This is a genomic window from Halobaculum sp. CBA1158, assembly GCF_021431925.1.
GTDB lineage: Archaea > Halobacteriota > Halobacteria > Halobacteriales > Haloferacaceae > Halobaculum.
In genome coordinates this window covers 1,412,428-1,425,969 of sequence record NZ_CP090371.1, presented here as the reverse complement: position 1 = coordinate 1,425,969, position 13,542 = coordinate 1,412,428, and the positions used below count along the sequence as shown (strand labels likewise).

The window sequence follows — 13,542 nt, the reverse complement described above, 5'->3', positions numbered from 1 at the left end:
GGTTCGTCCGAACCGCCGACAGCTACACCATCGATCCGCCCGTTCGTTCGCACATGACACCGTCGCTCGACCGGCTCCCGGACCGCTTCGCCGACCTGCGCCACGAAGCCCACGTTCGCGAAGCCATCGAACTGGCTCGCAGCGCCGCCGACCGCGGCGACGACCCGTACGGCTCCGTGCTCGTGCGCGCCTCGGACGACGAGGTCGCGATGCGCGAGCGCAACGCCGTCGTCACCGAGGACGACGTGCGCCGGCACCCCGAACTCACCCTCGCGTCCCGCGCGGGTCGGGAGTTCTCGCCGGCTCAGCGCGCGGACCTCGTGATGTACACCAGCACGGAGCCGTGTCCGATGTGCGCCGGGGGCATCGCCCACGTCGGCCTGGGCGCGGTAGTCCACTCGACGTCCGCCGAGCGCGCGGCCGAGTTGTACGGCCGCGACTCGTGGCTCCCCTCGGAGGAGGTGTACGATCGGCTCGGAAGCGACGTGGTCGCCGCCGGTCCGGTGCGTCCGGAGGCCGGCGACGCGGTCCACCGCGATGCGGGCGGGGCGACGGGGGCGGGTCCGGACGGTGCCTCCGACGGGGACGGGTGAGACGGGCGTGGCGTTCGGGGACCACGTGATGTTTTGTCGCGGCCGACCCGACGGACGGACATGACGGACTCCGACTCCAACTCCGACGCCGACGCCGACGACGCGTCCGCGGCCGGCGACGCCGACGGCGTCGACCGCCGGGATGCCGCCCTCGTCGACGCGTTCACGACCGAACCGACGGCCGGCAACGCCGCCGGCGTCGTCGCCGACGCGTCCGGACTCGACGCCGAGCAGATGCAGGCGATCGCCCGCGAGTTCGCCGTCAGCGAGACGGCGTTTCTCCGCCCCTCGGAGGCCGCCGAGCGCCGGGTGCGCTACTTCTCCCCGACCACAGAGGTCGACCTCTGCGGGCACGCGACCGTCGCCGCCCACGCCCGCCTGTTCGAGACGGGCGTCATTGACGCCGGCACGCACACCCTGGAGACGAACGTGGGCGTCATCGAGATAACGGTGACCGACGAGGGGCGCGTGTGGATGACGCAGAACGCCCCGACGGTGTACGAGGTGGCCGTCGACTACGACCGCCTCGGCGACGTGCTCGGCGTCGACAGCGCCGCCTTCCGCGACATCGGCGCGGACCTCCCGGTCGCGTACGCCTCCTCGGGCCTGCCGTTCCTCGTCGTCCCGGTGAACTTCCTCGAACACCTCGGCGACATGGCCCCCGACTTCGACGCCGTCGAGAGCCTCGCCGAGGAGCACGACGCCGCCGGCGTGTACGCGTTCACCTTCGACGCGCTCGGGGCGGACGCGACGCTCCACGGCCGGTGTTTCGTCCCCGGTAGCGGCATCGACGAGGACCCCGTGACGGGCACGGCCAGCGGTGCCTGCGGGGCGTACCTCGATCACTTCGCGGCCTTCAGCGGCGGCGACGCCAGCGACGCCCCCGGCACGCCCGCCGGCCCGGCCGACGCCGACGACACGCCCGAGGAGATGGTGTTCGAGCAGGGCCACTACGTCGACCGGCCGGGTCGCGTCCGCGTCCGCGCCACCGGCGACCGGCCGACCGTCGGCGGCGACGCGGTCACGTCGTTCGCGGGATCGGTCAGGGTGCCCGAGAGCGAGGACGACGAGATCATCGAGGTCTGACCGCCGGAAGCGACCCGGCCGCCGAGACCGGTTCGTCGGATCCGCCTCGTCGGAGTCGCTTCGTTGGAGCCGCCTCGTCGGAGCCGCCTCGTTACCCCGTCTCAGTCAAAATCCTCCGATTCGTTCCGTCTTCTTGGGATCTCCACAGATCAGTTCGGACCGGTCGATATCAACCCACTACGTCCGGTCGCGTCCGCTCGCGGCCTCGAGCGCGTCCTCGGGCGAGCGCTCCGGCCTCGCCTCCGGGTTGGCGTCGAGGTAGGCCCTCGCCTCGCGGATCGTCGCCTCGTTCTCCAGTCCGTAGGACCGGGCGGTCTCGGCGCTGGCGCTGGCGTCGATCACCTCGGGCACGTCGGTCCACTCGTCGGGGTCCTCCCCCACGCGCCTGCGGACGATGATCGCCGCGGTGATGGCGGCCGTGACCGCGCCGACGGCCAAGCCGTACCAGGCGGCGAGCAGCCAGCCCGCCGCCGGCAGGCCGACCGCTGCGATCGGAACGATCGCGAGGACGATCCGCCGTCGCGACCGCGCCCGCCGTCGGTAGGTCGTCACGACGGACGACCCCGCGCCCGCCGGAACCACCCGGTGGACCGCCCCGTGCTCTTCCTCGTAGCGGAGCACGTCCCAGCGGTCGGCCGCGGCCGCCGCGAGGTACGGCTCCTCGGGCGGATCGTCGGGAGACGACTGATCGCTCATGCCCCGTGATGAGACGGCCGGCGTCGAAAAGTTCGCGATCCGCGTCCCCTGAGATGCCGGTCCATCGCCGCCGGTTAGTCCGCCCGGATCACCCTCGGATTACCCTCGGATCGCTCCTGAATCGCCCCAAGATCGCCCCCGGATCGGCCGAGACGCCGAGACCGGTCGAACGCGGCGCAGCGGTACTCAGAACCGAGTACAGACTCCCGAACGGTTGCGCCTGTCGGAACCTTCTTGGTCACGTCCGGGGACCGTTCTCGTACGAAATGGCTGTACTTTGGCTGGACGACGTTTCCGCCGACGACCTGGATACCGTCGGCGGGAAAGGGGCCTCGTTGGGCGAGTTGACCGGCGCGGGCCTCCCGGTTCCGCCGGGGTTCGTGGTGACCGCGGGTACCTACCGGACGTTCATCGAGGAGGCCGGCATCGACGAGGAGCTGTTCGCGGCCGTCGACATCGACCCCGAGGACTCCGCCGAGCTGCGCGCGGCCGAGGAGGCGGCCCGCGAGCTTATCCTCGGGACGGAGCTCCCCGAGTCCGTCCGCGAGGGGATCCTCGAGGCCTATCGGTCGATGGCCGACGGCGACGAGGGGGCGTTCGTCGCCGTGCGGTCGTCGGCGACCGCGGAGGACCTCCCCGACGCCTCCTTCGCCGGCCAGCAGGAGACGTTCCTCAACGTCCGCGAGGACGCGCTGATCGAGCGCGTCAAGGAGTGCTGGGCGTCGCTGTTCTCCCAGCGCGCGATCTACTACCGCCAGCGACAGGGCTTCCCGCACTCGGAGGTCGACATCGCGGTCGTCGTCCAGCGGATGGTCGACGCCGAGAAGTCCGGCGTGATGTTCACCTCCCACCCCTCGACGGGGGAGCCCGAGATCATCATCGAGGCCGCGTGGGGACTGGGCGAAGCGGTCGTCTCCGGCTCTGTCTCCCCCGACAACTACGTCGTCGACCGCGAGACGGCGGCCGTCGAGGACGTGACCGTCGCCGACAAGAAGATCCTCATGGAGAAGGACCTCGAGACGGGCGAGACCGTCGAGCGTGCGGTCTCCGACGAGAAGCGTGAGGAACGCGTGCTCACGGACGCCGAGATCGAGCGACTCGTCGAGCTAGGGCGGCGGGTCGAGGACCACTACGGCGACCCGCAGGACGTGGAGTGGGCGATCCACGACGGCGAGGTGTACATGCTCCAGTCGCGTCCGATCACGACCATCTCCGACTCGGCGGGCGGGACCGGAACCGACCCCTCGAGCACGGAGCGCGCGAGCGTCACCAACGGCGGCTCCGACGCGGAGACCGTCGCGGGCGCGACCGCGACGGGGACCGACGGCGGCGAGGGCGACGACGAGGTCCTGTTCCGGGGGCTCGGCGCGTCGCCGGGGATCGTCTCCGGCGAGGTGCGCATCGTCACGAAGCTCGACCACCTCGACCAGGTGAAGGAGGGCGACCTCATCGTCACCGAGATGACGATGCCGGACATGGTGCCCGCGATGAAGCGCGCGGTCGGTATCGTCACCGACGAGGGCGGCATGACCAGCCACGCGGCCATCGTCTCGCGCGAACTCGGCGTCCCGGCGGTCGTCGGGACCGGCTCGGCGACGAGCGCGCTCTCGGACGGCCAGGTCGTCACCATCGACGGGGACAAGGGGACGATCCGCCGGGGCAGCGCCGCCGAACGCGGCGAGGACGAGCACGAACCCGTCGAGGCCGTGCGCCCCGAGACGCCGGTCAAGCCGATGACCGCGACGGAGGTGAAGGTGAACGTCTCCATCCCGGAGGCCGCAGAACGCGCCGCAGCGACGGGCGCGGACGGCGTCGGCCTCCTGCGGATCGAGCACATGGTGCTGTCGCTGGGCGTCACGCCCGAGAAGTTCATCGCGGACAACGGCGCTGACGCGTACGTCGAGGAACTGGTCGAGGGCATCCGCGAGGTCGCCGAGGAGTTCTACCCCCGGCCCGTCCGCGCCCGCACCCTCGACGCTCCGACCGACGAGTTCCGCGAGTTGGAGGGCGGGGAGACCGAGCCCGACGAGCACAACCCGATGATGGGGTGGCGCGGGATCCGCCGGTCGCTCGACAAGACCGACGTGTTCCGCCAGGAGCTGACGGCGTTCAAGCGGCTCTACGAGATGGGCTACGACAACGTCGAGCTGATGCTCCCGCTGGTGAACGACGCCGACGACGTGGAGGCCGCCAAGGGCCACATGGAGGCCGTCGGCATCGACCCCGCGAAGCGCCGCTGGGGCGTGATGATCGAGACGCCCGCGAGCGCGCTCGCCATCGAGGAGTTGGCCGAGTGCGGCATCGACTTCGCCTCCTTCGGGACGAACGACCTCACGCAGTACACGCTCGCGGTCGACCGCAACAACAGCAACGTCGCCGACCGATTCGACGAGCTTCACCCGACGGTCCTCTCGCTCATCGGCGAGGTGATCGAGACGTGTCGCGAACTCGACGTGGACACGAGCATCTGCGGGCAGGCCGGCTCGAAGCCCGAGATGGTCGACTTCCTCGTCGAGGAGGGCGTCACGAGCATCTCCGCGAACATCGACGCCGTCCGCGACGTGCAACACGAGGTCAAGCGCACCGAGCAGAAGCTGATCCTCGACGACGTGCGCTGACCGTCGTCGGACGCGAACCCGACGCCCGAAAGCGCAACCCCTAACTCCCGTTCACCCCGTCGGTACGGCAATGCAGTCGCCCGTCGACGAACGACGCCCGCAGTCGTTCGAGCGCGTGCTCTCCTCGATGTGCACCGAGCCGCACCCGGCGGCGCGGCGGGCGGCCGAGCGCTTTCTCGCGACGAACCCCGGCGACCCGGCGACGTACGAGACGATCGCGGACCTGGAGCGCGAGGCCGTCGGCGCGCTCGCGGAGATAACCGGACTCGCGGACGCCGAGGGAGCCGTCGAGTCCGACGTCTCGTCACACGGCTACGTCACCACCGGCGGCACCGAATCGAACGTTCAGGCAGTCCGCTCGGCGCGCGAGCGCGCCGACGCCGACGATCCGGTCGTCGTCGTCCCCGAATCGGCCCACTTCAGTTTCCACAAGGCCGCGTCCGTGCTCGACGTACGCCTCCGGACCGTGCCGACCGACGACGACGGCCGGGCCGACGCAGACGCCGTCGCCGCCGCCCTCGACGACGACGCCGCGCTCGTCGTCGCCGTCGCGGGATCGACGGAGTACGGTCGCGTGGACCCGATCCCCGCGATGGCGGACCTCGCGGTCGACGCCGGCGTCCCGCTCCACGTCGACGCCGCCTGGGGCGGGTTCTACCTCCCGTTCTCGGGACACGACTGGGACTTCGGCGTCGACGGCGTCTCGACGGTGACGATCGACCCTCACAAGGTCGGGCGCGCGGCGGTGCCCGCCGGCGGACTGCTCGCGCGCGACCGCGCCGCCCTGGACGCCCTCGCCGTGGAGACGCCGTACCTGGAGACGACCGCCCAGGCCAGCCTCACCGGCACTCGGTCGGGCGCGGGCGTCGCGAGCGCGGTCGCGGCGCTTTCGGCGCTGTGGCCCGACGGCTACCGCGAGGAGTACGAGCGCGCCGACGAGTTGGCCGCGTGGTTCGCCGACGAACTCCGCGGTCGCGTCGACCGCGTCGTCGACCCGGAGCTTCCGCTGGTGGCGTTCGACCTCGCGCCCGGGGCGTTCACCGCGCTTCGGGAGCTGGGCTGGCGGCTCTCGCGGACCGGCTCCGGCGAGGCGCGCGTCGTCCTCATGCCGCACGTCACCCGCGAGTCGCTGGCGGCGTTTCTCGACGACCTCGACGAGATCCGGTAGCCGGTCGGGAACGGCGTCCGCGACGACCACCCGCGGACCCCGCCGGGAACCACCGCACTTATTCTGCGGTGCCCCCGCGGTGCACTCGTGACAGTCCCTCCCGTTCCGCTCGCGGCCGCCGCGGATCTGCTGGGGGCGGATCCGCTCGGACCGGTACTGCTGGCCACCGACCTCGGCTGGTGGCCCGACTTCGGCTGGCTCTCCCGACTGGTCGAGACCGCGACCGGGTGGACCGGGCTCGGGATCATCTTCGTCTACTCGTTCCTGATCGCGTTCGCGCTACCGGGCGTCAGCGAGGTCGTCCTGCTCGCGCCGCTGAACCTCGGCGTCCCCGGCTGGCTTCGCCTCACGCTCATCATCCTCGTGTCGGGCGTCGGGAAGGCCGCCGGCTCGGTGTTCGCGTTTCACATCGGCCAGGAGGCCAAGCAGTCCGGCCCGCTCATCCGGTGGCTGCGAAACTCTCGGTTCGACGTGATTGAGTGGTCGGAGTCGGCCACGGTCGAACTCGCGCGCCGCTACGGGTACGGCGGCCTGGCGCTGGCGCTGTGCGTCCCCTTCTTCCCGGACACCCTGTCGATCTACGCGTTCGCCGTGCTGGAGCGGGATTACGTCCGGTTCGCGATCGCGACGTTCGTCGGGAGCGTCGGCCGACTGCTCGTGACGCTCGGCCTGTTCGGGGCCGGCTCGGCCACCCTCGGGCTGTTCTAGGCGTCCCGAGGGAGATCGGTTCCGGCAGAGAACGGTCCCGGCAGAGAACGGTCCCGGCAGCGATCGGTATCTCGCTTTTCTCCCCGACGAACTCACCCGTCGGAGTCGCGTTCGAGTTCGGGGTCGCAGACGGGGCTGTGGCGGACGCGATACCCCAGCGGCGTCGCCCGTACGGCCTCAGCCGCGTACACGCGGAGGTCGCGCTCGGCCTTCGTGACCACCGGGAACTCGTAGTGGGTCGCCTCGTATCCCGGCTCCTCGTCGCGCTCGGCCACGAACGTCCGGTGGTCGCGCAGGCGGCGACGCCCGCGCTCGCGCGAGCGCTCGGGGAGGTCGGCGACGCGCTCGTCGAAAGCGGGGACGAGCGCCGGGTCGCGTTCGACCCCGACCGAGTCGCGGCCGGCGGCCATCGCCGCTAGCGTCGTCGTCCCCGTCCCCCAGAAGGGATCGAGCACGCGGTCGCCGTACGTCGAGTACATGTTCACGAGTCGGTAGGGGAGTTCGAACGGGAACGCGGCCGAGCGGTCGCGGGCGGCGGTCCCGCCGAGCGACTGGTCTGCGCCCGCGAGCCCCTCCCACGACTCCGAGAACCAGCGGTTGCGCTCCTCCCAGAAGAACGCCGACGCGTAGCGCGCCTCGTCGCCGGCGGGGAACGAGCGCCGCGTCCCGTTCCGGAACACGAGGACGCGCTCGTGCTCGAGCGTGACGTAGGCGTTCGGGGGGAGGGTGCCGCTGCCCATGAACTTCGTCGGCGAGTTCGTCGGCTTGTGCCAGAGCACGCCCGGGAGGCGGTCGAGCCCCCGGCTCTCGAGGGCGTCGGCGACGCGACCGCCGTTGTCCCACAGCCGGAAGCGCCCGCCCAGCGACCGGGTCGCATCGCCGACGGTGACGCAGGCGACGCCGCCGGGCGCGAGCACGCGCGCGACCTCTGCCCACGCCGGAGCCAGCGCGTCGTGCATCGCCTCGAAGGCGCGCTCGGCGGCCGCGGGGTCGCCATCCTCGGCCGCCGAGAGCGACCCCTCGACGCTCTCGCCGAGGTCCCGAAACAGGTCGTCCCACTGTTCGACCATCGGATACGGCGGCGACGTGACGACCAACTCGACGCTGTCGTCCGGCAGCGGGAGCGCCCGGGCGTCGCCGACGCTCACGGCGTGCGTCGTCTCGAAGGCGTCGTCGACCCCCGGCGTTCCCGCTCGGGCGCGACTCGGAGAGAGATCGGGCTCGCCGCCGTCGCTCATCGTCTCATCGGTTCGCCCGCGAACGGGCGGGGACATAAACCCGGGCGATCCGACCGGTCGATCGGTCGATCGGTACCCGGGAGCCGTGACCCGTGGCCGACGACCGGACGCGACGGCCGAGGGTCCGCCCGCCGGCGCGACGCTACTCGGCGCAGTCCTCGAGCCACTCGCCCGCCCAGGACTCGACCTCGTCGAACACCGGCGACAGCGACTCGCCCTTCGCGGTGAGGGAGTAGAACGTCGCCACGGGCGCGTCCGGCTCCATCCGCTTCTCGACGAACCCCATCTCGCGAAGGTCGTCGAGCACGCGCGAGAGCGTCCGCGCGCTGGCGTCGGTCGACCGCTTCAGTTCGTTGAACCGCTTTTCGCCCTCCTGAAGGTCGTGCAGCACCACCAGTCGCCAGCGCGACCCCACCTGTTCGAGCGCGTCGACGATGGGACACGGTCCGGCGTCGAGCGACTCCACCGCCGTCGGCTCCTCTACTGCCATACTACTGGCTACGTCGCGCTCGGATATAGTAGTTCGTATCTGCACCGGGTTGCGTCGAGACACCGAGTGTCGCGACGCCATCACTCGAGGTCGGTGAGCAGGGACGCTCGTGGGACGGCCCGGCGGCTACTCCCCGTCGCCGACGGCGGCCCGGCGGGCCTCCCAGCTCTTGAGCGCGTCGCGGACGGCCGCCAGGTCCTCGGGGTCGCCGGCCTCCCGGCTTTCGACGACGGTCCATCCGGACTCCGAGTCGTAAGCGAGGCCGTGGATCGTCTCGCCTGCCTGTACGGCCAGCGCGCGGATCGCGTCGTCGTCGCCGGACTCCGTCCGGCTGCTCGCGGGGCTTCGCCCCGCGCTGTCGACGCCGAGCGGTGCCGCCTCGGTGACGCGCTCGGCGTCGCGAAGCGCTTCCAGCTCCGCCGAGCGGAGCGGACGCGGCGGGAGCGAGTCGATGAGAGTCACGCCCGAAGCCAGCGCGCGGGCGGGGTTGAACTGATCGACTCGCGGACGGCGACAGCGACTCGGCGCGATCGGAGAGGATAGGCGAACTCAGGCATCAACGGCGGGATCGGTCGCGATCAGCGGCGTGAACACGAACGACTACTCGTTCACGGTCGCGCTCGACACCGACTACACGCTCGAGTCGGGTGACACCGTCGTCGTCCGCTACCCCGCCGTCGACAACCCCGAGGAACCCGGCGAGTACGGGGTCGCCGTGACGCTCAACGGCGACCGGACGATCTCGGAGACGGTCACGATCGGCTGAGCCCGGGGCGGGTGGAACGCCCGAAAGGCTCATCGATTCGGCCACGAATCGGGGGGTATGTCCGGAACGAGCGCCGAGGCCAACGAGACCGTGCTGGAAGTGGAGTTCAGCTTCGAGCGGTCGGCGTATCCGTTCCTCCGAGCGTCCGCGGTCGCGGACTGTACCCTCGAACTCGCCAAGCTACTTCCACGATCTGACGGCCGGTACGCCGAGTTCTTCAACGCGATCGACGCCGATCCCGAGGATATCGAGGCGCTCGCGTCCGTACACGAACGGACGGAGGTCTCGATCGTCGAGACGTACCGGGACGGTGGCCTGTTGGAGTTCCTGGTGTCCGGTGACTGTCCGGCGCGTCGGCTGGCGGAACTGGGCGCGCTCCCGCAGACCGTCCGGGGGACGAGCGGCCGGGGCAGCATCGTCGCCGAGATCCCGGCCGACGCCGACGCCGCGACGCTCGTCGGGACGTTCCTCGACGAGACGCCCGAGGCGACGCTGGCGTCGAAGCGGTCGAAGCCGTCGATGACGCCGCTGATCTCGCGGGCGACGCTGCACCGAACGCTGGCGGAGCGCCTCACCGACCGCCAGCGCGAGGTCCTCCGGACGGCCTTCGAGGCCGGCTACTACGACTGGCCACGCGAGTGCACGGGAGAGGAGGTGGCGGCGGAACTCGGCATCACTTCGGCGACGTTTTCCGAGCACGTCCACGCCGCCGAGCGGACCCTCGTCGCGGCGCTGTTCGACGGACGCTAAGTCGCTGACTCGAGCGAGTCGCGAACCGGTTCGGGCATGCGCCTAACCGCCGTCGATCGGTTCTACGGTCACTCGACCGTCCGCGTGGGCCGTGACGACGCAGTCGTGATAGACGAACGTGACGTGCCCGTCGCCCAATCGCTCTCCGGTTCGCTCGTCACTCGCGAACACCCGATCCAATGCGTCGGGGTCGACAGCGTGATACAGCGGCGGAAGCCTGGAGGGGTCGGTCCCGGTCACCTCCGTGACGGACTCGAGAATGATGTTCGATAGCTGCCGGCCCTCCCCGAAGTTTCCCCGACTAGCTGGCTCGTTTGACATTCGAAGCGGACTCCCGAATAGTGAGTCGACCGCTCCGATCATAGTTCGATTCCCTACAGTTCAAGGGTCCGTCGTCGATCCACGTGCGGTTCACGGAGGACGACGAGGGACTCCCCGGTCCGTGCGGGCGCGTCCGAGCCGATTTCGTATCGCGGCATTCGATTTACGTCACTCGAACGCCGTCGTCGGCTCCGGGTCCGCGATCGAGCGCAGCCGGTCGGGAGACAGCGCGAACACGGCGTCCGGGGTTCCCGCGGCGGCCCAGATACGGTCGCGGTCGAGCAGCGACTCGTCGAGGTACGTCGCCACGTCCGACTCGTGTCCGAAGGGCGGGACCCCGCCGATGCTCCACCCGGTCGCAGCTTTCACTTCCTCGGGGTTCCCGGTTCGGACCGACCCCACCCCCAGTTCCGAGGCGAGCGCGTCCGTGTCGACGCGGTTGTCACCGGCGGTGAGCACGACGATCACCTCGCCGTCGGCGACGAGGACGATGCTCTTGACGATCTGCGAGACCGAACAGCCGACGGCCTCGGCGGCGTCGGCGGCGGTCTTCGTCCCGTCGGGGAACTCCTCGATGTCGGCCTCGAACCCGTACTCCTCGCTGACGCGTTCGGCGAATCGTGCGGCGCTGGCGTGCATACCGTCCAGACCTCGACCGACACTCAAGTAGGTACGGAACGTGACACCCATGCACACGATCGTCAGAGGCAAGTACGATCGAGTCCTTCGACGGACCGTGACTCGCCCGGCTGACACGATGCGTATGCGCGGGTTCTCCAGCGCCGGGCGGAGCGTTCGGTGTCGTCGCGACCCGTAGCGGGGTCGCGTCGGCGGCGGCGTGAATCCCGGCGCGCCGCCCCCGACGGGTTCGCGGAGTCGATCGACGACGCCCACAGGCGGGGACCGTTCGCCCGATTCGGCGGGCTTTAGGCCCGCATCCACGACACGACATCCATGAGCAACAAGGACACTCACGCGCGCGAGGCGTTCCCCGCGGACGCGCCGGCGGTGGTCACCTGCGGGTTGCCGTACGCCAACGGCGACCTCCACATCGGCCACCTCCGGACGTACGTCGGCGGCGACGTGTACGCGCGAGCGCTGGAATCGCTCGGCCAGGAGACCGCGTTCGTCTGCGGGTCCGACATGCACGGCACCCCCGTCGCGGTCAACGCCGAGAAGGAGGACACGTCGCCCGAGGAGTTCGCGCTCGCGTGGCACGAACAGTACGAGGAGACCTTCCCGCGGTTCGACGTCGACTTCGACAACTACGGCCACACGCACGACGCGACGAACACCGAACTCACGCAGGAGTTCGTCCGCACGCTGGAGGAGAACGGCCACGTCTACGAGAAGGAGATCAAGGTCGCGTACGACCCCGAGGCGGAGCAGTCGCTGCCGGACCGTTACGTCGAGGGGACCTGCCCGTACTGCGGCGAACTCGCCCGCGGCGACGAGTGCGACGAGGGCTGCGGTCGCCACCTCGAGCCCGGCGAGATCGAGGAGCCGCGCTCGACGGTGACCGGCAACCCCGCGGAGTACCGCGATCAGATGCACAAGTTCTTCCGCGTCTCGGAGTTCGAGGAGTACCTCTCGGGCTTTCTCGACCGACTCGAGGGGACCGCCAACGCGCGCAACCAGCCCCGCGGATGGCTGGAGGACGGCCTCCGCGACTGGTGTATCACCCGCGACATGGACTGGGGGATCAACTACCCCGAAATCGACGGCGAGGGCGAGAGCGACCTGGTCCTGTACGTCTGGGTCGACGCGCCGATCGAGTACGTCTCCTCGACGAAGCAGTACAGCGAGCGCGTCGGCAGCGACGAGTACGACTGGGAGCGTGCGTGGCGCGAGGACGGCGAAGTCGTCCACGTCATCGGCCGTGACATCATCCAGCACCACACCGTGTTCTGGCCCGCGATGCTCCACGGCGTCGACTACGTCGAGCCACGGGCGGTGATGGCGAGCGGCTTCATGACGCTCGACGGCGACGGCTTCTCCACCTCTCGCAACCGGGCGGTGTGGGCCCGCGAGTACCTCGACGAGGGCTTCCACCCGGACCTGCTGCGCTACTACCTCGCCACCAACGGCGGGTTCCAGCAGGACGTCGACTTCTCGTGGGAGAAGTTCCGCGACCGCGTCAACAACGAACTCGTCGGCACGGTCGGGAACTTCCTGTACCGCTCGCTGCTGTTCGCCCACCGCAACTTCGAGGGGACGCCCGAGGCCGAAGTCAGCGACGAGGTCGAGGCTCGCATCGAGGAGGCGATCGACGACTTCGCGGCCGGCGTCAACGGCTACTCCGTGCGCGCCGTCGGCAACGCGACCGTCGAACTGGCCCGCTTCGGCAACGAGTACATCCAGCGGGAGGAGCCGTGGAACCTCGTCGGCGAGGACGACGAGGCGGCCGCGCAGGTCATCCGCGACTGCGTCCAGATCGCCAAGGCGATCGCGGTCCTGTTCGAGCCGGTCGCGCCCGACACGAGCGAGCGACTGTGGACCCAACTCGGCGAGGACGGCTCGGTCCACGACGCGACGACCGACGCCGCGCTCGAGGCCCCGCCGCGCGACTTCGGCGCGCCCGAGGAACTCTACGAGAAGATCGAAGACGAGCGCGTCGAGGAACTCAACGAGAAGCTGGAGTCGCGCGTCGCCGAGGCCGCGGCCGACGACGACGCCGCCGAGGAAGCGCAGGACGACCGGACGGAAACCGAAACCGACGAGGTCGACGCGGACGCCCAGTCGGCCGTGAGCGACCTGCCCCCCGTGGCGGACGAGCGCATCGGCTTCGAGGAGTTCCAGGAACTCGACCTCCGCGTCGGCGAGATCGTCGACGCCGAGGGGATCGAGGGCGCGGACGAACTGGTTCGACTCACGGTGGACATCGGGGTCGAGGAACGCCAGATCGTCGCCGGCCTCAAACAGCTCCACGACGTCGACTCGCTGCCGGGCACCCGCGTCGTGATCGTCGCGAACCTGGAGAAAGCGGAGCTGTTCGGCGTCGAGTCGAACGGGATGGTGCTCGCGGCCGGCGAGGACGCGGACCTGCTCACAACCCACGGCGACGCGCCGCTGGGCACGAAGATCCGGTAGTCGCCTCCGGCTGCGGTG

General features: G+C 70.4%; 14 protein-coding genes. 8 read left to right on the top strand and 6 right to left on the bottom strand.

The window, feature by feature from the left end; translation table 11 throughout:
- The first annotated feature begins 53 nt into the window (after window positions 1–53).
- The gene (locus tag Hbl1158_RS07500; protein ID WP_234299423.1) at window positions 54–593 is read left to right on the top strand and encodes a nucleoside deaminase; all 540 of its coding nucleotides are present in this window, start codon (window positions 54–56) and stop codon (window positions 591–593) included.
- Between the two features lie 60 nt (window positions 594–653).
- Window positions 654–1,679 carry a PhzF family phenazine biosynthesis protein gene (locus Hbl1158_RS07495; protein ID WP_234299422.1) on the top strand — a complete coding sequence of 342 codons (1,026 nt, stop codon included), beginning with the start codon at window positions 654–656 and terminating at the stop codon, window positions 1,677–1,679.
- Between the two features lie 177 nt (window positions 1,680–1,856).
- On the opposite strand, the gene Hbl1158_RS07490 is transcribed toward Hbl1158_RS07495, so the two are convergent.
- Window positions 1,857–2,375 carry a hypothetical protein gene (locus tag Hbl1158_RS07490; protein WP_234299421.1) on the bottom strand — a complete coding sequence of 173 codons (519 nt, stop codon included), beginning with the start codon at window positions 2,373–2,375 and terminating at the stop codon, window positions 1,857–1,859.
- 266 nt (window positions 2,376–2,641) lie between these two features.
- On the opposite strand from Hbl1158_RS07490, the gene ppsA reads away from it, so the two are divergent.
- From ppsA to Hbl1158_RS07475, 3 genes are all read left to right on the top strand, one after another.
- A complete protein-coding gene (gene ppsA, locus Hbl1158_RS07485) occupies window positions 2,642–4,993 on the top strand; it encodes a phosphoenolpyruvate synthase (RefSeq protein ID WP_234299420.1) in 2,352 nt (783 codons plus the stop codon).
- Window positions 4,994–5,063: 70 nt separating this feature from the next.
- Window positions 5,064–6,161, top strand: coding sequence for a tyrosine decarboxylase MfnA (mfnA, locus tag Hbl1158_RS07480; RefSeq protein ID WP_234299419.1), 1,098 nt, complete (start codon window positions 5,064–5,066; stop codon window positions 6,159–6,161).
- Between the two features lie 126 nt (window positions 6,162–6,287).
- The gene (locus Hbl1158_RS07475) at window positions 6,288–6,869 is read left to right on the top strand and encodes a VTT domain-containing protein (RefSeq protein WP_234299494.1); all 582 of its coding nucleotides are present in this window, start codon (window positions 6,288–6,290) and stop codon (window positions 6,867–6,869) included.
- Between the two features lie 92 nt (window positions 6,870–6,961).
- On the opposite strand, the gene Hbl1158_RS07470 is transcribed toward Hbl1158_RS07475, so the two are convergent.
- From Hbl1158_RS07470 to Hbl1158_RS07460, 3 genes are all read right to left on the bottom strand, one after another.
- Window positions 6,962–8,107 carry a site-specific DNA-methyltransferase gene (locus tag Hbl1158_RS07470; RefSeq protein WP_234299418.1) on the bottom strand — a complete coding sequence of 382 codons (1,146 nt, stop codon included), beginning with the start codon at window positions 8,105–8,107 and terminating at the stop codon, window positions 6,962–6,964.
- A 142-nt stretch (window positions 8,108–8,249) separates the two neighbouring features.
- On the bottom strand, window positions 8,250–8,597 hold the full coding sequence (locus Hbl1158_RS07465; RefSeq protein WP_234299417.1) for a helix-turn-helix domain-containing protein: 348 nt from the start codon (window positions 8,595–8,597) through the stop codon (window positions 8,250–8,252).
- A 126-nt stretch (window positions 8,598–8,723) separates the two neighbouring features.
- The gene (locus Hbl1158_RS07460) at window positions 8,724–9,059 is read right to left on the bottom strand and encodes a hypothetical protein (RefSeq protein WP_234299416.1); all 336 of its coding nucleotides are present in this window, start codon (window positions 9,057–9,059) and stop codon (window positions 8,724–8,726) included.
- 124 nt (window positions 9,060–9,183) lie between these two features.
- On the opposite strand from Hbl1158_RS07460, the gene Hbl1158_RS07455 reads away from it, so the two are divergent.
- Both Hbl1158_RS07455 and Hbl1158_RS07450 read left to right on the top strand, forming a co-directional pair.
- Window positions 9,184–9,363, top strand: coding sequence for a hypothetical protein (locus tag Hbl1158_RS07455; protein WP_234299415.1), 180 nt, complete (start codon window positions 9,184–9,186; stop codon window positions 9,361–9,363).
- Between the two features lie 57 nt (window positions 9,364–9,420).
- Window positions 9,421–10,113, top strand: coding sequence for a bacterio-opsin activator domain-containing protein (locus Hbl1158_RS07450; RefSeq protein WP_234299414.1), 693 nt, complete (start codon window positions 9,421–9,423; stop codon window positions 10,111–10,113).
- A gap of 42 nt (window positions 10,114–10,155) precedes the next feature.
- Here Hbl1158_RS07450 and Hbl1158_RS07445 read toward each other — a convergent pair whose 3' ends face one another.
- Together Hbl1158_RS07445 and Hbl1158_RS07440 are read right to left on the bottom strand one after the other, a co-directional pair.
- Window positions 10,156–10,434 carry a HalOD1 output domain-containing protein gene (locus Hbl1158_RS07445; RefSeq protein WP_234299413.1) on the bottom strand — a complete coding sequence of 93 codons (279 nt, stop codon included), beginning with the start codon at window positions 10,432–10,434 and terminating at the stop codon, window positions 10,156–10,158.
- A 168-nt stretch (window positions 10,435–10,602) separates the two neighbouring features.
- The gene (locus tag Hbl1158_RS07440) at window positions 10,603–11,073 is read right to left on the bottom strand and encodes a YbaK/EbsC family protein (RefSeq protein ID WP_234299412.1); all 471 of its coding nucleotides are present in this window, start codon (window positions 11,071–11,073) and stop codon (window positions 10,603–10,605) included.
- A gap of 315 nt (window positions 11,074–11,388) precedes the next feature.
- Here Hbl1158_RS07440 and metG point away from each other — a divergent pair, with 315 nt between their 5' ends.
- Complete coding sequence (gene metG, locus Hbl1158_RS07435; RefSeq protein ID WP_234299411.1) at window positions 11,389–13,524, top strand: methionine--tRNA ligase; 2,136 nt, start codon at window positions 11,389–11,391, stop codon at window positions 13,522–13,524.
- Window positions 13,525–13,542 lie beyond the last annotated feature (18 nt).

Excerpts from the sequence above, each read along its gene's own strand:
- Hbl1158_RS07500 (WP_234299423.1), top strand. The coding sequence starts at position 54 with ATGACACCGTCGCTCGACCGGCTCCCGGACCGCTTCGCCGACCTGCGC.
- Hbl1158_RS07495 (WP_234299422.1), top strand. The coding sequence starts at position 654 with ATGACGGACTCCGACTCCAACTCCGACGCCGACGCCGACGACGCGTCC.
- Hbl1158_RS07490 (WP_234299421.1), bottom strand. The coding sequence starts at position 2,375 with ATGAGCGATCAGTCGTCTCCCGACGATCCGCCCGAGGAGCCGTACCTC.
- ppsA (WP_234299420.1), top strand. The coding sequence starts at position 2,642 with ATGGCTGTACTTTGGCTGGACGACGTTTCCGCCGACGACCTGGATACC.
- mfnA (WP_234299419.1), top strand. The coding sequence starts at position 5,064 with ATGCAGTCGCCCGTCGACGAACGACGCCCGCAGTCGTTCGAGCGCGTG.
- Hbl1158_RS07470 (WP_234299418.1), bottom strand. The coding sequence starts at position 8,107 with ATGAGCGACGGCGGCGAGCCCGATCTCTCTCCGAGTCGCGCCCGAGCG.
- Hbl1158_RS07465 (WP_234299417.1), bottom strand. The coding sequence starts at position 8,597 with ATGGCAGTAGAGGAGCCGACGGCGGTGGAGTCGCTCGACGCCGGACCG.
- Hbl1158_RS07450 (WP_234299414.1), top strand. The coding sequence starts at position 9,421 with ATGTCCGGAACGAGCGCCGAGGCCAACGAGACCGTGCTGGAAGTGGAG.
- Hbl1158_RS07445 (WP_234299413.1), bottom strand. The coding sequence starts at position 10,434 with ATGTCAAACGAGCCAGCTAGTCGGGGAAACTTCGGGGAGGGCCGGCAG.
- Hbl1158_RS07440 (WP_234299412.1), bottom strand. The coding sequence starts at position 11,073 with ATGCACGCCAGCGCCGCACGATTCGCCGAACGCGTCAGCGAGGAGTAC.
- metG (WP_234299411.1), top strand. The coding sequence starts at position 11,389 with ATGAGCAACAAGGACACTCACGCGCGCGAGGCGTTCCCCGCGGACGCG.